The 25,727-nt window shown below is 63.2% G+C and carries 21 protein-coding genes; 12 read left to right on the forward strand and 9 right to left on the reverse strand.

Annotated features, from left to right (window positions below; translation table 11 throughout):
• Positions 1 to 81: 81 nt before the first annotated feature.
• Together mddA and AC0L23_RS34045 are read left to right on the forward strand one after the other, a co-directional pair.
• Entirely contained in the window at positions 82 to 867 is a 786-nt protein-coding gene (mddA, locus tag AC0L23_RS34040; protein WP_085358049.1) for a methanethiol S-methyltransferase, read from the forward strand.
• A 231-nt stretch (positions 868 to 1,098) separates the two neighbouring features.
• Positions 1,099 to 1,521, forward strand: a complete 423-nt coding sequence (locus AC0L23_RS34045; RefSeq protein ID WP_085358047.1) for a GFA family protein — start codon at positions 1,099 to 1,101, stop codon at positions 1,519 to 1,521.
• A 43-nt stretch (positions 1,522 to 1,564) separates the two neighbouring features.
• Here the strand turns inward: AC0L23_RS34045 and AC0L23_RS34050 are convergent, their stop codons facing one another.
• Positions 1,565 to 3,124: a winged helix-turn-helix domain-containing tetratricopeptide repeat protein gene (locus AC0L23_RS34050; RefSeq protein ID WP_018458174.1), complete on the reverse strand. Its 1,560-nt coding sequence runs from the start codon at positions 3,122 to 3,124 to the stop codon at positions 1,565 to 1,567.
• A gap of 420 nt (positions 3,125 to 3,544) precedes the next feature.
• Here AC0L23_RS34050 and pcaB point away from each other — a divergent pair, with 420 nt between their 5' ends.
• Both pcaB and AC0L23_RS34060 read left to right on the forward strand, forming a co-directional pair.
• Positions 3,545 to 4,906: a 3-carboxy-cis,cis-muconate cycloisomerase gene (gene pcaB / locus AC0L23_RS34055; protein ID WP_085358045.1), complete on the forward strand. Its 1,362-nt coding sequence runs from the start codon at positions 3,545 to 3,547 to the stop codon at positions 4,904 to 4,906.
• A gap of 113 nt (positions 4,907 to 5,019) precedes the next feature.
• Positions 5,020 to 6,276: an aminopeptidase gene (locus AC0L23_RS34060; protein ID WP_085383885.1), complete on the forward strand. Its 1,257-nt coding sequence runs from the start codon at positions 5,020 to 5,022 to the stop codon at positions 6,274 to 6,276.
• Here the strand turns inward: AC0L23_RS34060 and AC0L23_RS34065 are convergent, their stop codons facing one another.
• On the reverse strand, positions 6,277 to 6,669 hold the full coding sequence (locus AC0L23_RS34065) for a hypothetical protein (protein WP_085358041.1): 393 nt from the start codon (positions 6,667 to 6,669) through the stop codon (positions 6,277 to 6,279).
• Between the two features lie 234 nt (positions 6,670 to 6,903).
• Between AC0L23_RS34065 and AC0L23_RS34070 the strand changes: the two genes are divergently transcribed.
• Positions 6,904 to 7,359, forward strand: a complete 456-nt coding sequence (locus AC0L23_RS34070) for a cupin domain-containing protein (protein ID WP_085383886.1) — start codon at positions 6,904 to 6,906, stop codon at positions 7,357 to 7,359.
• Between the two features lie 96 nt (positions 7,360 to 7,455).
• On the opposite strand, the gene AC0L23_RS34075 is transcribed toward AC0L23_RS34070, so the two are convergent.
• From AC0L23_RS34075 to AC0L23_RS34095, 5 genes are all read right to left on the reverse strand, one after another.
• Complete coding sequence (locus tag AC0L23_RS34075; protein ID WP_085358037.1) at positions 7,456 to 8,505, reverse strand: amidohydrolase family protein; 1,050 nt, start codon at positions 8,503 to 8,505, stop codon at positions 7,456 to 7,458.
• Positions 8,506 to 8,621: 116 nt separating this feature from the next.
• Positions 8,622 to 9,143, reverse strand: a complete 522-nt coding sequence (locus tag AC0L23_RS34080) for a hypothetical protein (RefSeq protein ID WP_085358035.1) — start codon at positions 9,141 to 9,143, stop codon at positions 8,622 to 8,624.
• Positions 9,144 to 9,205: 62 nt separating this feature from the next.
• A complete protein-coding gene (locus AC0L23_RS34085; protein ID WP_085358033.1) occupies positions 9,206 to 10,018 on the reverse strand; it encodes an MBL fold metallo-hydrolase in 813 nt (270 codons plus the stop codon).
• A gap of 122 nt (positions 10,019 to 10,140) precedes the next feature.
• Entirely contained in the window at positions 10,141 to 11,667 is a 1,527-nt protein-coding gene (locus tag AC0L23_RS34090) for a hypothetical protein (protein ID WP_018458183.1), read from the reverse strand.
• The gene (locus tag AC0L23_RS34095) at positions 11,664 to 12,413 is read right to left on the reverse strand and encodes an ABC transporter ATP-binding protein (RefSeq protein ID WP_085383890.1); all 750 of its coding nucleotides are present in this window, start codon (positions 12,411 to 12,413) and stop codon (positions 11,664 to 11,666) included. Before AC0L23_RS34095 ends, AC0L23_RS34090 begins: the two co-directional genes overlap by 4 nt.
• Positions 12,414 to 12,676: 263 nt before the next feature.
• On the opposite strand from AC0L23_RS34095, the gene AC0L23_RS34100 reads away from it, so the two are divergent.
• The 6 genes from AC0L23_RS34100 (at position 12,677) to AC0L23_RS34125 (ending at position 19,512) form a co-directional block, all read left to right on the forward strand.
• Positions 12,677 to 13,552 (forward strand): branched-chain amino acid ABC transporter permease, encoded by an 876-nt coding sequence (locus AC0L23_RS34100; protein ID WP_018458185.1) that lies wholly within the window; start codon positions 12,677 to 12,679, stop codon positions 13,550 to 13,552.
• A gap of 4 nt (positions 13,553 to 13,556) precedes the next feature.
• Positions 13,557 to 14,708 carry a branched-chain amino acid ABC transporter permease gene (locus AC0L23_RS34105; protein ID WP_018458186.1) on the forward strand — a complete coding sequence of 384 codons (1,152 nt, stop codon included), beginning with the start codon at positions 13,557 to 13,559 and terminating at the stop codon, positions 14,706 to 14,708.
• Entirely contained in the window at positions 14,705 to 15,463 is a 759-nt protein-coding gene (locus AC0L23_RS34110; protein ID WP_018458187.1) for an ABC transporter ATP-binding protein, read from the forward strand. Before AC0L23_RS34105 ends, AC0L23_RS34110 begins: the two co-directional genes overlap by 4 nt.
• 4 nt (positions 15,464 to 15,467) lie before the next feature.
• A complete protein-coding gene (locus AC0L23_RS34115) occupies positions 15,468 to 16,256 on the forward strand; it encodes an ABC transporter ATP-binding protein (protein WP_085358059.1) in 789 nt (262 codons plus the stop codon).
• A 138-nt stretch (positions 16,257 to 16,394) separates the two neighbouring features.
• Complete coding sequence (locus AC0L23_RS34120) at positions 16,395 to 18,233, forward strand: AMP-dependent synthetase/ligase (protein ID WP_085358029.1); 1,839 nt, start codon at positions 16,395 to 16,397, stop codon at positions 18,231 to 18,233.
• A 79-nt stretch (positions 18,234 to 18,312) separates the two neighbouring features.
• Positions 18,313 to 19,512: an ABC transporter substrate-binding protein gene (locus AC0L23_RS34125; RefSeq protein ID WP_026233521.1), complete on the forward strand. Its 1,200-nt coding sequence runs from the start codon at positions 18,313 to 18,315 to the stop codon at positions 19,510 to 19,512.
• 156 nt (positions 19,513 to 19,668) lie between these two features.
• Here AC0L23_RS34125 and AC0L23_RS34130 read toward each other — a convergent pair whose 3' ends face one another.
• Both AC0L23_RS34130 and AC0L23_RS34135 read right to left on the reverse strand, forming a co-directional pair.
• Positions 19,669 to 20,793 (reverse strand): lysozyme inhibitor LprI family protein, encoded by a 1,125-nt coding sequence (locus tag AC0L23_RS34130; RefSeq protein ID WP_085349300.1) that lies wholly within the window; start codon positions 20,791 to 20,793, stop codon positions 19,669 to 19,671.
• A 100-nt stretch (positions 20,794 to 20,893) separates the two neighbouring features.
• Positions 20,894 to 21,625 (reverse strand): transglutaminase-like cysteine peptidase, encoded by a 732-nt coding sequence (locus AC0L23_RS34135; protein ID WP_085349301.1) that lies wholly within the window; start codon positions 21,623 to 21,625, stop codon positions 20,894 to 20,896.
• A 620-nt stretch (positions 21,626 to 22,245) separates the two neighbouring features.
• Here AC0L23_RS34135 and AC0L23_RS34140 point away from each other — a divergent pair.
• On the forward strand, positions 22,246 to 25,727 hold a 3,482-nt coding region (locus AC0L23_RS34140), incomplete at its 3' end, for a FecR domain-containing protein (protein WP_473357986.1).

The following is a 25,727-nucleotide window of genomic DNA, read 5'->3' on the forward strand; positions in this document are numbered from 1 at the left end:
CCGCGAAAGTCTTGGGACCTCCGGTGCGGCATGGTGCAGCGACCAATGAAGTGCCGGCGTTTTGGCACAACGGAGCTGTTTATGACCCAAATTGATCATCAGGTTCATCCTATCGGCCCGGTTGCGGGCTCACGCATTTTCAAGTTCATCGCCTTTCTGTACGGAATTGCGGCGTATCTCGTGTTTTTCATCACCATTCTCTACGCCATCGGTTTCGTCATGGGGCTGGTGGTGCCGAAGACCATCGATACCGGGACCGACACGCCCGTGGCCGAGGCCATCATCATCAATCTGCTCCTGATGGCCCTGTTTGCGGTCCAGCACAGCGTAATGGCGCGCCGGCAATTCAAGGCCTGGTGGACGCAGTACGTCCCCAAGCCGGTCGAGCGCAGCACCTATGTGCTGTTTGCGAGCCTGTCATTGCTCCTCCTGTTCTGGCAGTGGCGTCCGCTGCCCAGGGTCGTATGGGACGTCGCGAACCCGGATCTTGCTGTGACGATCGTCACGCTGTCGCTGGTGGGCTGGGTCCTGGTGTTCACCTCGACATTCATCATCAATCACTTCGAGTTGTTCGGCTTGCATCAGGTGACCAATCATCTCGTCGGCAAGGAGGCGTCGCCGCCGCGTTTCAAGACGCCGCTGCTCTACAAATTCGTCCGTCATCCGATCTATCTCGGCTTCATCATCGCGTTCTGGGCGGCGCCGGTCATGACCGCGGGCCATCTGCTGTTCGCCGCCGTGACCACGGCCTACATCTTCGTCGGCATCGCGCTGGAGGAGCACGACCTCATCGATCTCTTCGGCGACGAGTACCGGCAGTACAAACAACGGGTGTCGATGCTTATTCCCTGGCGCAAGTCGGTATAGCTTGCGCGTCGTTCCGTCGCGTCCCCCGAAAGGAGGACGCGCGGCGGCGCCGAGGCGCGTATCGGAGCTTGCCGGACGCAACCTTCAACGTTTCTCGGGGTGAATCCCCCTCATCCCGACGCTATCAGTGCGAGCAAAGCTCGCTGCGACCCCCGCATTCGTTTCTTGCCGAGTTATCGGCAAACAGGAGCGGGGAGAGGAATCTGAACAATCATCAACGGAGACGACCTAATGAAACATGTTGGAAACTGCTTCTGTGGCGCAGTCACGATCGAGGTCACAGGCGCGCCGGAGGCGATGGGCTATTGCCATTGCAGCTCGTGCCGCTCGTGGTCGGCCGGTCCGGTGAACGCCTTCAGCCTGTGGAAGCCCGAAGCCGTGCGCATCAGCGAAGGTGCAGAGAATGTCGAGACCTTTGCGAAGACGCCGCTCAGCCAGCGCAAATATTGCAAGAAGTGCGGCGGTCATCTCATGACCAACCATCCGCCGCTCGGCCTGATCGACGTCTTCACTGCCACCATCCCCACCCTCGCGTTTGCACCAGGCGTCCACGTCAATTACGCCGAGACGGTGCTGCCAATGCGCGACGGACTGCCCAAGCTCAAGGATTTCCCGGCCGAATTCGGCGGCAGCGGCGAGATGATGCAGGAGTAGCGGCGCCCTTCTCCTCTCCCGCAAGCGGGAGACGAGAAATTAGCTACCTCATCCCCGCGCGCCGCAATCCCTCGAGATAATGCTCGCGATCCTCGTCCCGCAGCATCGGCAGCTCGCGTGTGATCCAGGCCAGCGAGATGCCGGGCTGGGCGCGGCGCAAGCCTTCCAAGGCGGAAGCCGCGCGCGCGGAATCCCCTGACATACCGGCGGCGGCCGTCAGCACGCGATGCGCGCCGACGAAATCGGCGCGCTGCCGCATCGACTCGCGCGCCATCTGTGCGGCGCCTTCGTAATCGCGGCCGATGAACCGGGCATAGGCCGCGACGCCGCAATAGATTGCTGCGAGCGGGTCGCGCGGGCTCAGCCGCAGCGCGCGGCGCGCCGCGACATCGCCGTTCTGCCATCGTCCCGCGTAGCACAGCGTCACGCCATAGAAGGCGTGCGCCATCGCAAAGTTCGGATTGAGGTTCAGCGCCAGTTCGAACTCCGCCAGCGCGTCGTCGAAGCGGCGGCGGAATAGATAAGCATACGCCAGACCATGATGAGCCCAGGCATCTTCGCGATCGGCCTCCACCGCCGCGAGCGCGGCGCGCTCGGCGACCGGCACGGTCGGGGCCATGTCGGACCAGCCCATATGCGCGCCGAAGATGTGGCTGGTTGCGAGCAGGCCGAGTGCCTTGCCATAGGCGGGATCGAGCGCGACGGCCTCTTCGAGCAGTCCTTGCGCGGCGGCATTGTCCTCGCGGGTGATGCGCCAGTAATGCGACAATGCGCGCATCACAAGGTCCCAGGCATCCAGGCTTCCCGGCGGCTTCTGCTGGGCGCGAAAACTCTCGGCGGTATAGAGCTGCGGCTCGATCGCGGCGACGATCGCCTCGGTGATCTCGTCCTGCACCGCGAAGATGTCGGCAAGCTCGCGGTCGTAGCGTTCGGCCCAGAGATGGCTGCCGGTCGAGACGTCGTTGAGCTGCGCGGAGATACGCACGCGATCGCCGCTCCGCCGCACGCTGCCTTCGAGCACGTAGCGCACGCCGAGCTCGCGCGCGACCTCGTTCATGTGCACCGCGCGGCCCTTGTAGACGAAGGAGGAGTTGCGCGCGATGACGAAGAACCAGCGCAGCTTCGACAGCGCGGTGATGATGTCCTCGCTGATTCCGTCCGAGAAATAATCCTGCTCGCGGTCGCCGCTCATGTTGGTGAAGGGCAGCACCGCGATCGCGGGGCGGTCCGGTAGCGGCAGCGGGGCCCGTAGAAGCTTCGCTTCGAAATCGGATTCCGGCGCGGTTGCCCCACGCTTGGTTTCGACGTCGCCGACGAAACGAAAACCCTTGCGTGAGATGGTGCGGATCAGCGCCTGGCTCGCGCCGCTGTCTCCGACCGCCTTGCGTGCCGCATTGATCCGGCTGGTCAGCGTGGATTCGGAGACGCTGCGCCCGTGCCAGATCTTGTCGATCAGCTCGTCCTTGCTGACCACCCGATCGCGGTTCTCCATGAGGTGGACGACGAGATCGAAGACCTGCGGCTCCACGGCAACGGGAACCTGCTCGCGGCTCAGCTCGCGCAAGTCGGTATCGAGCAGGTGATCCCGGAACAGAAACTGCACGTCGAAAACTCAGACCTCAAGGCAACATCGGGCAATAATGAAAGCAAAACGGATTTCGGCTGATGTCTGTGAGTCCGCCGAGGGGCCTGCCCGGTTCACCACGATCGCGTGATGGCAGGCATGCAGTTTACGGGGAGGAATGCAACCTGGATTAGAATAAAGCCGTTTCGGCCGGATTGTCGCGATTTCCTCACGTCGTTGCGAGCAATCCAGCCTGCCGCCGCGGAGCCAGCGTGGATTGCTTCGTCGCAAGGGCTCCTCGCAATGACGGTGTTGAGGCAATGGCGTGCGGCAGCTGCCGACGTTGTCCTGGCCTTCGCGACGGCATCGAATGTGTGACGAATAGTGAATGTCCATTGCCGAACAGTTCCGTGTGCGTAAGCTGCCCTCACACAAAACACCAACCACGAAGAAACGCTCATGCCCGCTTTTCATGCGTCGACCACCGTGCTCGATTCCATGCTGTTCCGCGATGCCTTCGGCACGCCGCAGATGCGGGAGGTGTTTTCCGATATCGCGACGGTCGCGCGCTATGCCGAGGTCGAGGTGGCACTGGCGAAGGCGGAAGCGAGATGCGGAGTGATTCCGCAGGACGCGGCCGATCAGATCGCCGCGCGGACCGACGTTGCCGCGCTGGATTTCGACCTGTTGCGGCAGGAGACCGATGTCGTCGGCTATCCGATCCTGCCGCTGGTGCATCAGATGGTGAAGCAATGCGGCGATGCCGGCCGCTATGTGCATTGGGGTGCGACCACGCAGGACATCATGGACACCGCCGTGGTGTTGCAACTGCGCGCAGGGCTTGAGATCGTCGAACGGGACATCGCGGGCTTGCGCAAGATCCTCGCCGATCTATCGAGGCGCTACCGCGACACGCCGATGGCGGGCCGCACCCATCTCCAGCAGGCGCTGCCGGTCACCTTCGGCTACAAGACCGCGATCTGGCTCGCGATGTTCGACCGCCACGCCGAGCGGATCAGTGAGTTGAAGCCGCGCGTCCTGGTCGGTCAGTTCGCCGGTGCCGCCGGCACGCTGGCCTCGCTCGGCGACAAGGGGTTCGAGGTGCAGGAAGCGCTCTGCGCCGAACTGAGGCTCGGCGTCCCCGCTTCGACCTGGCACGTCGCACGCGACGGTTTTGCCGAGGCCGTGAATTTCCTGGCGCTGGTCACCGGCTCGCTCGGCAAGATCGCGCTCGACATCATGATCATGGCCTCGACCGAATTCGCCGAGGTCTATGAGCCCTTTGTCAAGGGACGCGGCGCTTCCTCGACCATGCCGCAGAAGCGCAACCCGATCTCCTCGGAACTCATGCTCGCGGCGTCCAAGGCGGTGCGCCAGCATGCCGGCCTCATGCTGGATGCCATGGTGCAGGATTTCGAGCGCGCCACCGGGCCCTGGCACGCCGAATGGATGGCGATCCCCGAGAGCTTCGTGCTGACCGCCGGCGCGTTGCACCAGGCGAAATTCGCGCTCGCCGGCCTCATCGTGGATGAAAGCAAGATGAACGAGAATCTCGCCGTCAGCCGCGGTCTGATCGTGGCCGAAGCCGTCATGATGGGGCTTGCGCCGCAGATCGGACGGCAGGAGGCCCATGACGTGGTCTATGATGCCTGCCGGCTCGCCAATGAGAAAGGTCTTACGCTGGCGGACGCGCTGTCTTCCGACGCCCGCGTCTCTGTCAGAATCGACCGTGCCACGATCGAGGCGCTGACATCACCGAAAAATTACCTCGGCCTTGCTCCCGCCATGGTCGACCGGGTGCTGAAATCGGCAACGCGTTGAAAACCAAAATGCGCGAAACTGCGTATCTTTGGGGTGTCGCAAGGCACTCGCGCACTTGTGTCTCGCGATGCTAGACTTAAATTGAGCAAGAGACGTTCGGCAGAGGACCCGGCATGACTGATCAACGCAACACCTCCACTCCCATCGATCCCGTGAAGCTCGACCGGCTGGCCGAGGTGGCGGTGAAGGTGGGCCTGGGCTTGCGGCCGGGCCAGGATCTGCTCTTGACGGCACCTGCGATCGCGTTGCCGCTGGTGCGGCGGATTGCCGTGCATGCCTACAAGGCCGGCGCCGGCATCGTGACGCCCATTCTCTCCGACGAAGAGATGACGCTGGCGCGCTACCGCCACGGCCACGACGACAGCTTCGATCGCGCCGCCAACTGGCTCTACGAGGGCATGGCCAAGGCGTTCTCCAACAACACCGCCCGTCTCGCCATCGTCGGCGACAATCCGATGCTGCTGTCGGGCGAAGATGCTTCCAAGGTCGCGCGCGCCAGCAAGGCCAATTCCATGGCCTATCAGCCGGCGCTGGAAAAGATCGTCAATTTCGATACCAACTGGAACATCATTGCGTATCCAAGCCCATCCTGGGCAAAGCAAGTCTTTCCGAACGATCCTGAAGAGGTCGCGATCGGCAAGCTCGCGGACGCTATCTTCGCGGCGTCCCGCGTCGATCGCGACGACGCGCCGGCCAATTGGGCGAGCCACAATGCGGTGCTGCGCGAGCGCACCAACTGGCTCAACGGCCAGCGTTTCCGCGCGCTCCAGTACTCGGGACCGGGCACTGACCTCACCATCGGGCTCGCCGACGGCCATGAATGGGAAGGCGGCGCTTCGCTCTCCAAGAACGGCATCAGCTGCAACGCCAATATCCCGACCGAAGAGGTCTTCACCACGCCGCATTGCCGGCGCGTCTACGGCCATGTCGTGAGCTCGAAGCCGCTGTCCTACCAGGGCACGCTGATCGACAACATCGCGGTGCGTTTCGAGGACGGCAGGATCGTCGATGCGAAGGCTTCGCGCGGCGAGGAGGTACTGAACAAGGTGCTCGATACCGACGAGGGCGCGCGCCGTCTCGGCGAGGTGGCCCTGGTGCCGCATTCCTCGCCGATCTCGCAGAGCGGACTGTTGTTCTACAACACGCTGTTCGACGAGAACGCTGCCTCGCACATCGCGCTTGGCCAGTGCTACTCGAAGTGCTTCGTCAATGGCGCGCAGCTCACGCCGCAGCAGATCGCCGCGCAAGGCGGCAACCAGAGCCTGATCCATATCGACTGGATGATCGGCTCGGCCGAGACCGACATCGACGGCATTCTCGCCGACGGCAGCAAAGTGCCGGTGTTTCGCAAGGGCGAATGGGCGAAGTAACTACGCCGCCGGGTTGCGCAGCATCGGGCTGTTGTCGATGCTGAAGCGGTTGAACAACGTCGTGAACGGGCTGCCATCGGTGGCCCGCACGACGGCGTCGGAGGCCGCCACCGCATCGTAGAGCGCACCGACCGGATCATTCGCCTCGGGCAGGTCGAGGCCCCTGCGGATTTGCTCGCGGGCCTCGTTGACGTCGTCCTCGTCGTCGAGTGTCGCCTCGAGCGCATCCGCCGCCCGCCGCATCTCATGGAGGTCACTGCCGATCTGCCGAGGGCTTTCGATGCCGCCAACGGTGAACCAGGGCTCCTCTTCGGTTGCGAAGGAGACATCGAGGCTGCCGAGCCAGGCGACGACCTCGCCGTGAGCTTTGAGAACCTCCGGGGTGAGGGGCATCGGCAGGGCTCCTTCAGACGCTTCGCGCACTTTGTCGCACCCCGGAAAAGAAGGGTTCATGTGCGCGAAATTGCAGGGAAATTGCGACGTTAACCGTTTCGCGTCTGCAACTTGCGGCTGATTGTCGGGCCCTCCGTAAGAAAGAATTAAAAATCGGCTACTAGCGTTCCCGCCATCTTTGAACAATCCGGGCCGAGATCCGGGCAGGTCATATTTTATCCCCCGAGGAAACAGATGTCGCGCACATTGATTGAAAACAGTCATTGCAATGTAGATCTCGAGCTCCGGCCGATCGAGCCGTCCTGGATTATCGAAGGCAATCCGGTGTCGCGCTCGCACATCCTGTCCACCAGCGCCGACGGCACCGCTTCGACCATCATCTGGGCCTGCACCGAAGGGCGCTTCAACTGGTACTACGATATCGACGAGACGATCATGATCATGGAAGGATCGATCGTGCTCGAAAGCGACGGCATGCCGCCGAAGCGCTACGGCCCGGGCGACGTCATCTTCTTCCGCGACGGCGCACATGCCAAATGGCATGTCGAAGGCCACGTCAAGAAGATCGCCTTCTGCCGCAAGACCAATCCCGTGATGATCGGCTTCCTGATCCGCGTCGTCAACAAGCTCAAGAAGATCTTCGTCGCCACCGGCGAGCGCCGTCCGGCCTCGCTGATGGGCGCAAATTAGAGTTCAAACAGTTCAAGGACGCTTCCCAGCGGTCACGACGGAACAGGGGCCGGGATCAACATCCCGGCCCCTGTTCTCGTCATGGTGCCAATCCCTTTAAGGCAAATCGAGCCGGTAGAAATTGCTCGCGGTCTGCGAGAACAACGCCGTCTTCTCGGTCTCGCTCAGGGGCGCCGCGATACGCTTGAACGTGTTGAAGATCACCTGGTAGCTGCACTGGCCCTTGTCCGGCGGGAAGTTGCTCTCGAACATCGCGCGCTCGGGTCCAAACGCCTCGATGCAGGTTTCGATGTAAGGCCGCCACGCCGCGGCAAGCTCCTTGGATGATGGCGGACTCGCGCGCAAATGGAAGTCGTAGCCGAGCAGGCACATCGCGAGCCCGCCGAGCTTCACCACCACGTTCTCGCATTTGGCGATCTCCCGGATCGAGGCGCGCCATTGCGGAAACACCTCCTCGCGTCGCCCGGCAAAGCGGCCGATTCCGGCCGGGCCGCCGCAATGGTCGAGCACGATCCTGGTGTCGGGAAATGCGCGGGCGAGCTCGGTCAGCTCGCCGATTTGCGGATGGAACAGCCAGGCGTCGAAGCTCAGGTTGAGCGGCGCGAGGCAGGCAAAGCCCTTGCGGAAGGTCGGGTCCTGCAGCAATCCCTGCGGCCGGCTCGCATACATGCCGGCGACAGCAGGATCCTGGTCCCAGGCCGAGGAATGCCGGATGCCGCGGAAGCGACCGTTGCCCGCCGCGATCTCGGCCTCCAACACCGGTTGTGCGGCATCGCCGAGCAGCAGATTGACGTGGCTGACGATGCCGGCGCAAATCGCGGCCTTGCCGTAACCGCCGCTGGCGCTCATCGCGGCGACGCCATTGGCGAACTCGACTTCGCCAACCGGCCGGAACGCTTCGGGCCCGTGCGCGCGATACATCGAGCGGCAATCGACATAGACGGTGGCGATGACGTTGTGGCCGGAGGCGATATCTGCCGCCATCTCCTCGATCAGATAGCGGTGCCCGCGATTCCAGAGATGGTGATGGGGATCGACGATCGGCCGTGAGGGATCGATGATCTCCTCCTGATGCAGCGCGAGCCAGTCCTCGCGCGGCTCGACGAATAGCCCGCTCGTGTTGGCGGGCAAACCGCTTGCAGCCATCGGCGTGCGCTCCCTTGATGTATGCTTCTTGTTTTGGGAGCCTAGCACCTCGTCCTCGCATGCACCAACGCGCGTTGCGCAATCGCGCCCGTCATCGCGGTACAGCGGCGCCGGCGTCAACCCTTGCGCCGCTTCGCCCTCACATCGACCACCAGCCGCCAATCGGTTGCGGTGGCCGGCTTGACCTCGCCGAGCCAGTGGAAGAAATCCTCGGTGACTTCCGTAAAACTCCAGCGCGTCAGGTCGCCAGCTTCGGTCGTGCCTTCCTGCACGATGTCGGCATCGCGTGGACGGCCGATCTGCTGGCGGAATATGCAGCGGCCGGGATCGAACCATGAAATCCGCCAGGCATCGATGGTCGGATCGTAGACCCGCAGCGTCGTGCCGTACCAATTGCCGGAGATCGGCAAGGCCGGGATGCCGGCCGGGCGCGGAATGATCCAGACGTCTTGCACGGCGCGGCCCTCCAGCACCCAGCCGAAATGGATTTCGCCGGGCGCGGTGTGTTTCGTTCCATCGGGTCCATGGGCGGTGATCTCGGCGTCCCAATCGCCGACGAAGCGGCCATAAAGCTGGAGTGCCGCCGCGTGCTGGGGGCTCGGTCCGTCCGCGTGCAATAATCTCGCAAAGTCGGTCATGTCGATCTCCCTTTGCGGGAGATCAGCACGACCGGCCGGCAGCCGACTTGGAGAAAATTGCGTCACACCCCGTCGAGGATGATCACCGTCGGCTTCGACGGCAACGCATCTCGGGACATCCGGAAACTTCGTTCCATGCGCCGGTCGATCTCGAACTGCTGGCCGATGCGTTGCATGAAATCGTCGAGCGGGGTGGCGAAGCGGTGCATCGGCAGCACCACCGAGGCGCGCAGCCGCTTGGTGATCTCGGAGACGCCGTCGAGCGACATGGTGTAGGTGCCGTCGATCGGCACCATCACGATGTCGAGCCGCCCGATCTGGGCGAAGTGGCTGTCATCGAGCTTGTGGTGAAGATGGCCGAGATGGCCGATGCAGAGGCCCGCCACCTCGAAGATGAAGATGGAGTTGCCGTCACGGATCATGTCGGCGCCGGCATCGTCGCCGAAATAGCGGCGGATGTCGGTCGTGACGTTGCGGATGAAGGTGTCGCCGATGCGCTCCGACACGATGGCCGGCTTGCCGTCCTCGCCCCAGCCATGCAGCACACGAGGAATGCGCTTGTCGGGATATAAAGAGTAGTGCGTGCTGTGGGCCCGGTTCATGGTGACGACATCGGGCAGCCGGCCCACCTGGTAGGCCCCGCTATAGTCGGTGGCGATGCGTAAGCCGCCGGGCGTGTCGATGAAATAGGTGGAATGGCCGGCATAGGTGATCTCGACCTCGGGCGCAGCAGCCGCCTGCCTGAACGCGACGGACATGAGGCGCGGCGCAGCATTCGCCATCGCCAAGCATTCGCTGCGCTGCGACTGCTGGGCGGTGGCAGGTGAGAGGAATGCGCCGAACAGCGCCAGAGCCGCCGAAACCAGTCGCCGCATGAATCCATCCCCGATGACTTCAGGGGAAAGTCTAGCTTGCAATGCAGCGCGTGGCCAACAGTGCGCGATCAATAGCGCGTCAGTGTCGCACCGTCACGCCCGCCCTATGATTCGCGCCTTTACTACTCCCGCCGCGGGCTGAACTTCCAGGTGAGGGCGACGAGGCTCGCGGTGATCAGGCTGCTGACGAGGCCGACGATGGGCAGCGTGAGCACCAGCGCGGCGCTGGCAGCCCAGCCGATCGAGGAGAACGCCTCGGCAAAGGTCGCAAGCCGCGACGAGGTCTGGCGGCGGCGGAATTGGCTGCGCCGGGCTTGCACCCGGAACCAGAGCTGGATTGCGGTGGCGGAGGCCGCACTGACGATGACCGCACCGGCGCTGACCGCGGCCTGGAACGCCGAGGCGAAAGCGAGCGCCGCGATCAGCGGGCAGAAGATGACGCCGATCGCGATCAGCACCACCTCTATCTTGGCGCGGATGACGCTGGACGGCGGCAATGGCGCGGTCGCAACCAGGTCGGGCGCGTCCTCGCCCGAGAGCGTCAGCCAGGCAAGCCCGCCGGCGAGTTGTCCCGCCGCCATGACGATGACGGGCGTGATCAGCGTCAGCGCCGCGGAGCTGTCGGCAAAGTTGCGCCAGAGCAGCAATGCCGGCGGCACCAGATAGAGCAGCTGCATCAGCGTCTGCGAGATCAGCCAGGGATCGCGCCAGAGCAGCGAAAATTCCTTGCGCCGTAGGGCATGCTGCCGCGATCCGCCGCGGAACGGGCGCTCCTTCGCGCTGCGACGGCCGGACGCGCCATAGGCGGCGGCATCGATCGCCGTGTCCGCAAAGCGGCCCGAGAAGATCGCCATGACGCCTCCGAGCAGCACGAGGCCGAGCGCCAGGAGCAGCAGCAGCGCTTCGGCGTCCCCCATCGCCGCCCGCGCCGGCCACCACCAGATGCTGTCGGCATCGGGCGCGTAAGCGGCCAAGCTACCCGAGGTCAGGATGGTGAAGCGCGACAGCGTGCCGTAGGACATGATCGCCGCCACCTGGAGCGCGATCACGAAGCCGGCGCCGATGATGGCGGCGAGGATCTGGGCGACGAACCGTGTCCGCGCCGGACCGATCAGGCGGAACAGCAGGATGGTGACGGCGATCGCGATCGCTGCGGCCGACAGGCCCATCGCGACGACGACGCCGAACGCAGCAAGCCAGCGCGCGCCGCCCCCGAACACCAGCACGTCGATGAAGGGTGTCGAGAACAGCAGTGCCATCACCGTGATGGCGAGCGCGATCGCGGCGATGCGCACCGAGAACAGATTGGCCAGCGTCGCGGGTGAGGACATGATGAGGTCGAGATCGGCGCGTGCGTAGAACACCCGCGTCACCGATTCGATCGCCTGTGACAGCATCAGCGTCCAGGCCAGAAAAATTGTCGCCGAAATCACGATCAGCGAGGATTTGTCGAGCGGCAATTGCAGGTCGGCGAAGCGGCCGATCACCGCCCAGGCCGGGACGTGCAGCAGCGCCGCGAAGAACAGCAGGCCGATCACCGCGGCACGCGTTCGATTGCGCCGCCCGCCGGTCATCATGGCAAGCCATTCGCGCCAGGCGAGCCGGAGCTCGTGGCGGGCGAACCAGGACAGCGCGGTGGCCGAGCTCATGCGGCTTCCTGGAGGGTCACCAGCGCGATGAAGAGATCTTCCAGGCTGGTATCGGCGTGCCCGTTTTGCTGCCGGAGCTCAGTCAGCGTGCCCTCGGCAACCAGGCGGCCGGCTGCGATCACGCCGATGCGGTCGGCCATGCGTTCGGCGACCTCGAGGATATGCGTGGTCATGATGACGGTGCAGCCGGCGCGGACGCGCTCGCTCAGGAGTCCCTTGACATGGCGGGCGGAGACGGCGTCCAGTCCCGTCAGCGGCTCGTCGAGGATGATGAGGCGGGGATCGTGCACCAGGGCGCCGGCGAGGGCGACCTTCTGGCGCATGCCCTTGGAAAAGCCCTCGCAGCGTTCGTGCCGGTGCAGCTCGAGCCCGAGCGAGTTCAGGAGCTCCGTGGCGACCGGTTCCGAGGCCGATGGTGCGATGCCCCACAGACCGGCTACGAACTCGAGATATTCGAGCGGCGTGAGCTTGTCATAGATCATGGGCTCGTCGGAGACCCACGCCATCACCTGCTTGGCGGCGACGGGGTTTTGGAGCGCATCGATGCCGAAGATGGAGACCGAGCCGGCATCGGGCCGCAAAAGGCCTGCAACCATGCGCAAAGTGGTGGTCTTGCCGGCGCCGTTGGGGCCGACCAGCGCATAGAATTCGCCGGCATGGATGGTGAGATCGAGGTTATCGACCGCCAGACGGTCAAAACACTTCGTTAACCCCATGACTTCGAGCGCCGAGTCGTCCCGCTTCATCACGGCCACACCTTGCGGTTTTGCATCGCTCGCGACCATGCCCCGAAGATGTTTCGGCACCGTGAATCGCGCTGCCGCAAATTCCGTCATCCGGATTGGACTAATGGCAAGTCACCGTTTGTTGACAGCGCTTGGCGGTTCAGGCTGAATTGGTGAAGGGACGAATGGCGCGAACGCAGCGAAACGACTGCGTAGCGACTGAACACAAGATGCGGCAAGGCGGTCAGGAAGAACCGCCGGTTGTATCGGGAGGATGCGCGACGATGCTGGATTTCGTTCAGCAGCTGGTCAGCGGTGTTGCGCTCGGCTGCGTCTACGGCCTGATCGCGCTCGGCTTCGTGCTTGTCTACAAGGCCACCGAGGTCGTCAATTTCGCCCAGGGCGATTTGATGATGCTGGGCGGCTTCTTTGCCTTCACCTTCATCGGCATGATGGGGCTGAACTACTGGATCGGCTTTGCCGGTGCGGTGGCGGCGATGGCGCTGTTCGGCATGCTGGCCGAGCGCGTGGTGGTGCGGCCGATCCTCGGCTATCCGCAATTCTCCATCATCATGGCCACCATCGGGCTCGGCTATTTCCTGCGCTCGATCGCAGGCATGATCTGGGGGACCGATGATCTGAAGATCGAGACGCCGTTTAGCCAGGGCGTGCTGCGCATCGGCCCGCTGGTGCTCGCCTACGACAAGCTCTCGGTGATCGCGGCGACCATGATCCTGTGCACGCTGCTCTATCTGTTCTTCAACAAGACCACGCTCGGCACTGCGATGCGCGCCAGTTCCGAGAACATGCTCGCGGCCTATTACATGGGCATTCCGGTCAAGCGCGTGGTGTCGATCGTCTGGGCGATCAGCGCGGCGGTCGCGACCTGCGCCGGCGTGCTGCTGGCGCCGATCACCTTCATCCATTCCAATGTCGGCCTCGTGCTCGGCCTCAAGGCGTTTCCGGCCGCCGTGCTCGGCGGCTTCGGCTCGATCCCCGGCGCCGTGGTCGGCGGCGTCCTGATCGGCGTCATCGAGAGCATGGCGGGCTTCTATCTGGCCGAGGGCTGGAAGGACGTCGCGCCCTACATCGTGCTGCTCGCCGTGCTCTTGCTCAAGCCCGAAGGCCTGTTCGGCCTTCACGTCCGCAAGAAGGTCTGAACGCATGCGCTTCCTGTTCAAGACCGACTACGAGGACGACATCAGGCTGTTTCCGCATTCGGGCTATTACGTCTCATACGGTCTCCTGCTGGCCGTGCTGCTGATCGCGCCCTATGTGCTCTCCAGCTATCTGATGAGCCAGCTCGTCTTCGTCTGCATCTATGCGACCGTCGGCGTGGCGCTGCTGATCCTGACCGGTTTCACCGGGCAGGCCTCGCTCGGGCACGCGGCGTTCCTCGCGATCGGCGCCTACACGGCGGCGTACTTGCAGACGTACAACGTGCCGTTCCCGGTCTACTTCCTCGCCGCAGGCCTTCTGTCCGGTTGCATTGGCGCGTTGGTCGGCTTTCCCGCGCTGCGGCTCCAGGGCATCTACCTCGTCATCGCCACTATCTCCTTCGCCTTGATCGTCGAGGAGATCCTGGCGCGTTGGGAGAGCGTGACCCACGGCAACGAGGGCATGCGGGTGAAGACGCTGTCGCTGCTCGGCGTTGCGGTGCCGCGCGACAGCCCCACTTTCTATTTCCTCTGCCTCGCCGTGCTGGTGCTGACCATCGTCGGTACGCTCAATCTGCTGCGTTCGCCCACCGGGCGCGCCTTCGTCGCGATCCGCGACAGCGAGACCGCGGCGCGCAGCATGGGCGTCAATGTCGCGCTGTACAAGGTGAAGTCCTTTGCGATCTCCGCGGCGATCACCGGCTTCGCCGGCGTGTTGTTCGCGCACAAGCTCTCCTTCATCTCGCCGGAGATGTTCACGCTCCAGCTCTCGATCGAGTTCATCATCGTGATCCTGATCGGCGGCACCTTCAGCCTGCACGGCGCGGTGCTGGGGGCGATCTTCATCGTGATGATCGATCCGTTCCTGACCTACCTCAAGGACGACATGCCCGGCATCATCGCCGGCATTGCAGCGACCTTCGGAGCGGGCACGCAAGCCGCAGCCAATGTCCAGTCCAAGGTCGCGGCCTTTGCCTCGCTCAACGGCCTGAAAGGCGCGATCTACGGCATCATCATCGTATTGTTCGTGCTATTCGAGCCGCTCGGGCTTTACGGCCGCTGGCTCAAGATCAAACTCTTCTTCCAGCTGTTCCCGCTCTATAAGCGCGCCACCTTCAAGCGGCAGAAGATCTACGTGAAGTCGGAGCGCAACCGATGAGCTATTTTCGCGCCGAGAACTTGTCCCTGCATTTCGGTGGGCTGAAGGCCGTCGATGCGGTGTCGTTCGCGGTCGAGAAGGGCGAGATCCTCTCGATCATCGGGCCCAACGGTGCCGGCAAGAGCTCGATTTTCAACCTGATTTCGCGGATCTACCGCCCGACCTCGGGTCGCATCTTCTTCGAGGACCAGGACATCACGGAGCAGCCGCCCCACGACATCGCAAGGCTCGGCATCGCCCGCACGTTCCAGAACATCGAACTGTTCGAGAATGCGACGGTGTTGTCGAACCTGTTGGTCGGCCGCCACCGGCATTCGACCACGCAGCTTTGGCAGGAGCTGTTGTTCCTGCCGGGCGTGCGCGCCGACGAGAAGGTGCATCGCCGCAGGGTCGAACAGGTCATCGAATTCCTCGATCTCGAGCCCTACCGCGACAAGCTGATCTCGGGTCTGCCTTACGGCGTGCGCAAGGTGATCGAGCTGGCGCGCGCGCTGTGCTCGGAACCGAAGCTGATCCTGCTCGACGAGCCGTCCTCCGGTCTCAACGTGGAGGAGACCGACGACATGTCGTTCTGGATCCGCGACCTGAAGAGCGAGCTCGGCGTCACCGTGCTCATGGTCGAGCACGACATGTCGCTGGTCAACCGCGTCTCCGACCGCGTCATCGCCCTGAACTACGGCCGGGTGCTGGCGATGGGCTCGCCGGCCGAAGTGCAGCAGCACCCCGATGTCGTCGCCGCCTATCTGGGAGCCTGACGCGATGGATGCCGTGGCGACACCAGATATCATCCTGAAACTCTCCAACATCGAGAGCTATTACGGGCCGATCATGGCGATCCGCGGCATGTCGCTCGAAGTGCCGCGCGGCCGCATCGTCACGCTGCTGGGCGCCAACGGCGCCGGCAAGACGACGGTGCTGAAGACGATCTCGGGCATTCTCGATCCGCAGAAGGGCGCCATCGAGTTCATGGGCAAGTCGATCCAGCGCATGGAGGCGGACAGGATCGTGCGGCTGGGCCTCAGCCACGTGCCGGAGGGACGCGAGGTGTTCCCGTTCCTGTCCGTGCGCGAGAACCTGATGATGGGGGCCTATCCGCGCAAGGATCGTAACGGCGTTGCGGACGATCTGGGGCGCGTCTACGGCTATTTCCCGCGGCTGAAGGAGCGCATCAACCAGCCGGCCGGACAGCTCTCCGGCGGCGAGCAGCAGATGCTCGCGATCGGCCGCGCGTTGATGAACCGGCCGACGCTGTTGCTGCTCGACGAGCCCTCGCTCGGGCTGTCGCCGATCCTGGTGAAGGAAATCTTCGCGATCATCCGTCGCGTCAATGAGGAGCAGGGCATGTCGATCCTGCTGGTCGAGCAGAACGCCAAGGTGGCGCTGGAGACGGCGCATTATGGCTATGTACTGGAGATCGGCCGGATCGTGATGAACGACAGCTGCGACCGTTTGATGCATTCGAAGGACATCCAGGAATTCTATCTTGGCGCCAAGGAAGCGGGCGCACGAGGCGAGCGGCGCTGGAAAAAGAAGAAGACTTGGCGTTAGAGGAAGACGTTAGGGGAAGACTTGGCGTTAAGGGAAGACTTGGCGTTAGAAAAAGCCTTAAATACCAATGCCCATCCGCCAATATAGACCGCCGGCAAGGCAGGCAGCGGAGGGGAACGCGACAGGGAGGAGACGTGCATGGCCCGACCGGCGGTGCTGACGGTCGCTGACACGATCGCGAAAAGCTTTTTGCGCGCCGCGGAGACGCGGGGCGACAGGCCGGCTATACGCGAGAAGAAATTCGGGATCTGGCAGCCGACCAGCTGGCGCGAATGGCTGGAGATCTCGAAGGAGGTCGCCTACGCGCTGCATGCCATCGGCGTCAGGCCCGGCGACGTTGCTTCCATCATCGCCAACGCCGTGCCGGAATGGGTCCATGTCGACATGGGCATTCTGTGCGCCGGCGGCGTCTCTTCCGGGATCTATCCGACCGATGCCTCATCCCAGGTCGAATATCTCGTCAACGATTCCCGGACGAAGGTGATCTTCGCCGAGGACGAGGAGCAACTCGACAAGATCCTGGCCTGTCGCGCACGCTGCCCGTCTCTGCGAAGGATCATCGTGTTCGACATGGAGGGCCTCAGCGGCTTCTCCGATGAGATGGTGATGTCGCTCGACGAGTTTCGCGCGCTCGGGCGCAACCACATGGCCGGCCGCGAGGCGCTGTGGCAGGAGATGGTCGACAGTCGTAGCGCAAGCGATCTCGCGGTCCTCGTCTATACATCCGGCACCACGGGTCCGCCCAAGGGCGCCATGCACGCCAACCGTAGCGTCACGCACCAGATGCGGCACGCCAACGATTTCATTCCGGCGCGCGAGAACGAGGACCGGCTGATCTTCCTGCCGCTTTGCCACGTCGCCGAACGGATCGGCGGCTATTACATCTCGGTCGCGCTTGGCTCGGTGATGAATTTTGCCGAGAGTCCGGAGACTGTGCCGGACAATCTGCGCGAGGTGCAGCCGACCATCTTCCTCGCGGTGCCGCGGATCTGGGAGAAATTCTATTCCGCCATCACCATCGCGCTGAAGGATGCGACGCCGTTGCAGCAATGGGTCTACCGCCGCGCCATCGACATCGGCTATCGCATGGTCGATTGCAGGATTGAAGGCAAGCCGCCGCCGCTGCCGTTGCGGCTCGCCAACGGCATCGCTTACCGGCTCGTCTTCCGCAACATCCGACGCATGATCGGGCTCGACCGTTGCCGCATCGCCTTCACCGGCGCGGCGCCAATCGCGCCGGAGCTGATCCGCTGGTATCTCGCGCTCGGCATCGACATTCACGAGGTCTACGGCCAGACCGAGAATTGCGGGGTCGCCACCATGATGCCGGCGGAGCGGATCAAGCTCGGCTCGGTAGGCAAGGCGGTTTCCTGGGGCGAAGTCGCGCTGTCACCCGAGGGGGAAATCCTGATCAGGGGCGACTTCCTGTTCATGGGCTACCTGAACCAGCCGGAGAGGACAGCCGAGACCATCGACCATCGCGGTTGGCTGCATACCGGCGACGTCGGCACCATCGACAATGAGGGCTTCGTCCGCATCACCGACCGGATGAAGGACATCATCATCACCTCCGGGGGCAAGAACATCACGCCGTCCGAGATCGAGAATCAACTGAAATTCTCGCCCTACATCTCGGATTCCGTGGTGATCGGCGACAAGCGGCCATACCTCACCTGCCTCGTGATGATCGACCAGGAGAATGTCGAGAAATTCGCGCAGGACCACGACATCCCCTTCACCAATTATGCCAGCCTGTGCCGCGCGGCGGAGATCCAGGACCTGATCTGGCGCGAAATCGAAACGGTCAATGCCAATTTCGCCCGCGTCGAGACCATCAAGAGATTCTATCTGATCGAACGCCAGCTCACCCCGGAGGACGAAGAGCTGACGCCAACCATGAAGCTGAAGCGCGGCTTCGTGAACAAGCGTTATGCCGCCGAGATCGACGCGATGTATCCGGCGCGGGCGGTGGCTTGAACAATCTTATTTGAATAACAGCGAAGGAGTGAAGGCCCCACCCTTCGCATCATAAGGGCCCCAAGGAGAGGAGACTTCAATGTCGAGATCGTTGAAAACGTTCGGCTTTGCGGCAGGCGCGGTGGTGCTCACCTGTCTGCCTGCCGCGGCGCAGACCAAGGTCACCAATGAGGGCATCTCGGCCTCCGAGATCGTCATCGGCACCCATCAGGATCTGTCGGGGCCGATCAAGGGCTGGGGTGTGCCAGTCTCGAACGGCATGAAGATGGCGGTCGAGGAGATCAACGCCGCCGGCGGCGTCCAGGGGCGAAAGATTCGGCTTGTCGTCGAGGACAGCGGCTACGATCCGAAGAAGGCCGTGCTCGCGTCGCAGAAGCTGATCGAGCGCGACAAGATCTTCGCGATGGTGGGGCCAATGGGCTCGCCGACCGTGCTGGCGGCGCAGGATATCCTGCTCGACGCCGGCGTGCTTCAGCTCTTCCCGCTGACGGCGGCGGAGTTCACGTTCAAGTTCGATCCCGCCAAGCCGCAGGAGCGGCTGAAGTTCAACAATCTGCTGCCCTATGTCGAGAGTACGCGGGCGGCGCTGAAATACATGATGGAGTGGAAGAACTTCAAGAAACCCTGCATCATGCATCAGGACGACGAGTACGGGAAGAACGTGCTCGACGGCTTCAACCAGCAGCTTACTGCCATGAAGGTGCAGCCGGCCTCGATCACGAGCTACAAGCGCGGTGCCTCCGACTTCAGCGCGCAGATCGCCAAGATGAAGTCCGACAGCTGCGACCTCGTTGTGCTCGGCGCTGTGCTCCGTGAGCCCATCGGCGCGATGACGGAAGCCAAGAAGCTCGGCTGGGAGGTCACCTTTCTCGGCGCGACGCCGACCAACGTGATGGAGGTGCCCATGCTCGGCAAGGAGGCGGTCGAAGGCCTCTATGCTGCGTCCGGCTTCGAGATTCCCTATGAGGACACCGCGAAGGGCAAGGTGAAGGACTGGCTGGTCAACTACAAGAAGATGTTCAGCACCGATGCCAACACGCAGGCCATCATTGGCTACAATGCGGTGATGACGTTCGCGTTTTACGCCAACAAGGCGGGCAAGGATCTGACCGGCCAGAAGATGCTGGACGCGCTGGAATCGGGCGACAAGTTCCTCGACATCTTCAACTCGCCGCCGACCAAATTCTCCAAGACCGACCACCTCGCCAACACCATCACCCAGGTGCAGCAGGTCAAGGGCGGCCGCTGGGTTCTGGTGAAGGACAATCTGATGTTTTGATTTCTTCGCCTCTTCCCGCATGCGGGGAGAGGCGGGAATTTGCGCAGCAAATCCGGGTGAGGGGGCTCTCCCAAGAGTCTGTCACCGGATTCGCTGAAGCAGCCCCTCACCCCAACCCTCTCCCTGCGAAGAGCGGGAGAGGGAGAGCACACAGCCCTACGATCCTCCACCCGCGGTGCCTGAATTCACCGGGGCCAGTTCGTCTTCCCGGCAGCGCCAGCCATCGGCGGCTTTGACAAATGCAAACGTGCGCTGGATCCGCAGGCGGCGTGTGACGTTGAAGGCGTCCGTGGAGCGCTCCTTGTTGCCGACGCCGGGCTGCGGACGACCCGTTCTGGCATCCCAGCAGGTGCCCGTACAGGTCGTGGCGATCTTGCTGCAGGTGGCGAAGGGCGCCAGCACGGCCATCTCGATCTCGCCCGTGACCTGCGCCTCCTGCTCGCCCACCTGGCTGTCGAGTGCGTAGACGCGGTTGATGCGGAGGAAGTTGCCGCAGGAATTGGCCGCGTGGATTCGCGCGGCGCAGAAATCGACGGCATCGGTGTCGGGCGAGTGGGCTGCGACCTGCCGGCCGAACACCTTCTTCGGATCGCCTTTCGCCGTGCCAATCTCGTCAGCCTTGTGCTTCAGATAGCCGGCGAGACAGTCCTCCGCGGACTCGAGTTCCCCGAGCGGCACGTTCTCCTTGCCAACCAGATTGCATTTGCGATCGCGCTCCCGCGTCCACCGGCCGTATTCGGCGAAGGCAAAGCGCGCCGCGGTCGGATCGAGCTTGCCGATCAGGCCGAGAACCTGGCTGTTCAACTCAGTCTCGGCCAGCGCCAGCGACGGGTCCGCACAGATCAGCGCGCCCGCGGCGGTGTTGGCGGCGAGACAGTCGAAATCCGGATCGCGTACGATCGCTGCGCGCTCATCGGTCACCTTGAGAAGACATGCCTTCACCCGGTCGAAATCTTCGGCGCGGATCGCGGTCTGGCCGACGATGCCGCAACCGAGATTGCGCTGGCGGATCCAGATCGCGTTCTCCTCGATCCCAGGCAGGCGATCGGGCAGGCGGGCAAGCCGCGCCTCGATTCCCGTGCTCAGCTTCTCGGCGGCGGCGGCAAGCTCGGCATCACCGCAGAACAATTGATTGCCGGGATCGCGGATCTGCTGGCAGTTGTTCTTGGCAAACAGCGGCAGCCTGTCGGCGACGGAGCGGTCGGACGGGCTGGATTGCGCGAAGCCTGGAGCCGCCGGCAAGGCCAGCAGCGCAAGCATAGTCAGCACGATGAACCGCATTCCAGTCGCCCCCGCATAGCCGCGGGCATGCTAGCGTCCCGAATCGCGCGGCGAAATGGCTTTGTGGGGTAAGCGTACTTTTTACCGGGCTACAACAAGATCAACGCGCCTCGGCGGCGATCATCGAGAACCGCACGGGCTCGTCGACATATTTCAACACGGCCGACTGGTAGAGCACGAACAGCGGCTGGTAGCTACGTGCAGCGTCGTCCTCGACCATTGCCATGCGACGGTTGTCGAGCATCAGCCAGTGGCCGTCGAGCCGTGCAGCGGCAATCGCATGCTCTTCGCCGGCCCTGAGGTCGCGCACCACGACGATGCGGATATCTTCGGCGGCAATGCCCGCGAGCTTAAGAGCGGCGAGCTTGGCAATGGCATAGTCCTCGCAATCCCCGGCGCCACGCGCGAAGGTCGCGAGCGGCGAGCTCCAGACGTCCTCAGAACCGTCATCGGCGGCGCGGATGCCGAGGTTGATGGCGCGATTGGTTTCGCCCAGCCGGGCGCGGCCGTCACGGCTGCGGGCCTGGTCGACGATCGCGAGCAGTTTCAGCGCAGCGGGCGAAGCGCAATTGTTCCGGTCGCCGTCGCACAGCGCGAGCTGCACCATGTCATCGTCGAGCCTGGACCTCAGCGCGAGCCATTTCTCTTGCAGGCTGCCGGCTGAGATGGCGAAGGCGAACACGCCGAACGGCTCGGCGGATTTGCGCACGAGGACGCCGGCTCCCGGCGATAGTAGCGTGCCAGCGCGAAGCTCGGCGGCCGATCCGAGTAGGATCAATCCGCACAGCACAAGGATAGCGCGCCAAGCGCGCGAACGAGCAGCGGTCTCCATCTGACATCCCCTTCCGGCTTCGCCAGGTCCCCCTCGACCTGCACGTGCCGGGCTTTGTTGCTTTCGCGGAGATAGTGCGAGGCGGGCGGTTTTGTTCTGCTTAACGCGCCCGGCTGGGGTCCCAAAACCGGGCAACAGGCTGAAACGGGCCTGCTCATATTGCGTAAAATTTTACGATTCGCCGGCTAGGAGGGCGGCGGTTGCCGCGAAGAGGGACCAATTGCAGGCAGAAGTTGTCGTGAAACTGATTCTGCGCCCTATGGCTAACGGTTGGCTATTTCGCGAGTTCTGTTAGCTGGATCACAGATTTGGCCCCGTATTTGCCGCAGGGTCGTGCGGGGCACCACGAACAAAAGATGACAGAAGTATCTATTGCCAGATTTCTGCAATAGAATACATGAGGTTACTGAAAATGAGCGAAAATAAGCGCTACTTTACTTATGAGTATTTGAAAGATTACTTTGGCTTCCCTGCAGGTGCCCAGCCGTCCGAGAGCATCGACCGCTTGGTGATGCGAAATCACACAAGCAATAGGTGGTTTCGCTAAGGACTTGGTAATGATATGCAAGTTTAGGCGAGCGATACTTACTTAGATTTTAACTCCTTTTTTGGTGCCCGGATTGAATTACGCTGGCAAATTTGACGCCGCGATTTCCTTGGACGGCTTGGGTTCCCGATCGCCCGCCGATGGCCATGTCGATTCCTTTACTGCGAAGGCACACGGCCACGTGCCCGATGGCGCATTCGTGGTTCCCGACCCGAACCTGATCTTCAACGGCGATTTCAAGCGCGCCGGTCTCGATCTCGTGCTGTCCCATGATGGGCACGATTTCGTCGTTCACGATTATTTCAGGGGCGACAAGCGCGCGGCGATCGCCTCGCCCGACGGCGCGCACCTCACCGGCGACGTCGTCAACGCACTCACCGGCCATGTGCAATACGCGCAGGCCGCCTCAGGCATTGCCGCCGCGCAGGTCATCGGCCACGTCACCAAGCTCTCCGGCAGCGCGACCGCGGTCCGTAACGGCGTCTCCGTCATCCTGAACAATGGCGACAACGTCGAGAAGGGCGACGTGGTCTCGACCGGCGGCGACTCGACGCTCGGCATTACGTTCATCGACGGCACGGTGTTCGGCCTGTCCTCCAATGCGCGGATGGTGCTGAACGATATGGTCTACGACCCCAACGGGTCGAACAATTCCTCTCTGCTCAGTCTGGTCGCAGGCACCATCACTTTCGTTGCCGGTGAGACCGCTAAGCACGGCGACATGAAGGTCGACACGCCGGTCGCCACCATGGGCATCCGCGGTACGGCGGTGCTGAGCCAGATCAACTTCGTCGTTCCCGCTGGCGGCGGCGATCCGCAGCCGCAGGCAAGCTTCCAGGTGCTGGTCGAGCCGAACGGCACGACGGGCTCCTACATCCTGTTCGACAAGGTCACGCTGCTGCCGATCGCGACGGTCAACCAGGCCGGCCAGATGATCCAGATCAGCGGCGGCAACGTCTCGATCTCCAATGCGCTGATGTCGCCGGACATCCAGAAGCTGATCACGGACGTGTTCACGCTGAAGTTCACGGACAACAACAGCAACACCAAGCTGACCCAGAACTTCACCGACTCGATCACGCAGACCGGCAACATTGTCTTCATCAAGACGGATACCGGTGCCACCGCGACCGCGACCTTTACGCATCTCCCTGAGCCGGGATCGCAGGGGACCGGCCATAATCCGTCGACCAGCACCCGCATTCCCGGCCCGCCCGTTCGTCAAAGCCTCGATCTCAACGGCAATGTGAAGACGGCGTTCGAGATGATCGAGCGCGCGGGCACGACCGGCGACACAACTCATTACGATACCATCTCCGGTCGCATCACCTTCGTCGATCAAAACCTGGCCGATCTGCCGACGGTGAGCATAGACCTCGGCGATGCGCCGAACTTTGTCTACAAGAACGCCGGCCAGCAGGATGTCACCGGCGCGCTCTCTGCACTCCAGAAGCAGGACATCGCGGCAACGCAGATCCAGCTCAGCGTGGCCGCAGCCGCCGGTAACAACAACAACGGCTCGGCGGTCTGGACCTACACGATTCCCGACCACGTCTTCGACTTCCTCGCGGCGGGCGAAACGTTGACGCTGACCTACAAGGTCCGCGTCAACAATAATTTCTCGGTCAATCCCGAAACGTCGACCATCGACATCACCATCACGATCACCGGCACCAACGACAAGCCGGTGATCACCACCAGCGTTCCGACCATCATCTTCGAAGGCGGCACCAGCGTGCCGGGTGGCCCGCTCACCAGCGATGTTCCCACGTCGGGCACGCTGAGCTTCGACGACGTCGATCTCACCGACAAGCATACGGTGTCGGTGGCGTTGACCAGCGCGACCCTGCCTGACGGCACCGTTCCGCCGGGGCCGCTTGCGGCGTTCCAGAGCGCGATGTCGGTCGCGATCGCGGCGGGCGCCGATAGCACCGGAGACGGCACCGGCACCATCAACTGGTCGCTGGCTGACCTGCCGGTCTATCTCGCCGACTTCATCCCCAAGGGTGAGGTGCTGACGCTGGTTTACACCGTAACGCTCAAGGACGCGCAAGGCGCCACCTCGCAGCAGACCATCACCGTCACGATCACCGGCACCGACGCTCCCGCCGTGGTGTGGATCGCGACCGATAAGCCCGGTGCTCCCTCCGGCGGCTTCTGGAAGGATGCGGCCAACTGGGCAACCGGCACGGTCCCGACCATCAATGACGACGTCATCGTCATCACCGACCAGCTGCATGGGCTGACGCCGTCCTATCCGGTGACGATCGACACGGCAGCCTACGCCAAGTCGATCACGATGAACGACTACGACACCGCGGTCGGCCACAAGGCGCCGGAAGTCATCAACAAGAGTGCGTTGACGATTGCGGGCGAGATCAGCCTCAAGGCCGATTCGAAGCTCACCAATTTCACGGCAAGCACGATCTCGGTTGGTGGCAAGGCTGAGTTCCTGGACAGCAGCGTCCTCACCAATGCCGGCTACCTGACGCTCAAGGGCGGCGGCGATTTCGCCAACGGCACCACAATCACCAATTCCGGCACGATCGAGCTGTTCGGCGGCACGCTGAAGACGCTCGCCGGAATTAACAATGCCGGCGGCACGCTGAAGGCCGATGCCGGCACGACGCTGATCGTCGGCACCGCCACCATCAGCGGCGGCACGGTCACCATCGCCGGCACGCTGGAACTCGACGGCAGCAGCGTCCTCAAGAACGGCACGCTGAACAATTCAGGGGCGGTCAACATCAAGGGCACGGCGGATTTCGCCCACGAGACCGTCGCAAACACATCCGGCGGCACGATCAAGGTGCTGGCGAATGGCTGGCTGACGATCGACCAGGGCTCCGGCGTCGCCAACACCGGCAACGTCACGGTGGACGCCACCGGCAAGCTGACGGTCAACGGCGCCACGATCAATGGTGCCGGCACGGTCACCAGCAATGGCGAGATCGATCTGACCGGCGGCGCGGTTCTGAGCGGCGGCATCCTGAACAACAATGCGGCCTTCAAGGTCAGCGGCACCGGTAATGCGCTCGACCATGAGACGATCACGAATGCGAGCACCGGCACGATCGAGGTGCTGGCGAACGGCACGCTGACGATCGACCAGGGCTCGACTGTCGCGAATGCCGGCAACGTCACGATCGATTCCGCTGGCAAGCTGACAGTTAACGGCGCCACGATCAGCGGTACCGGGACTGTCACGGGCAATGGCGAGATCGATTTGACCGGCGCTGCGGTGCTGAGCGGTGGCATCCTGAACAACAACGCGGCCTTCAAGGTCAGCGGCACCGGCAACGCGCTGGACCACGAGACGATCACGAACGCGAGCACCGGTACGATCGAAGTGCTGGCGAACGGTGCGCTGACGATCGACCAGGGCTCGACGGTTGCGAATGCCGGTAACGTCACGGTCGATGCCAACGGCAAGCTGACGGTCAACGGGGCGACGATCAACGGCACCGGCACGGTCACCGGCAATGGCGAGATCGATTTGACCGGCGCTGCGGTGCTGAGCGGTGGCATCCTGAACAACAACGCGGCCTTCAAGGT

The organism is Bradyrhizobium sp. MI1.4 (genome assembly GCF_055811315.1).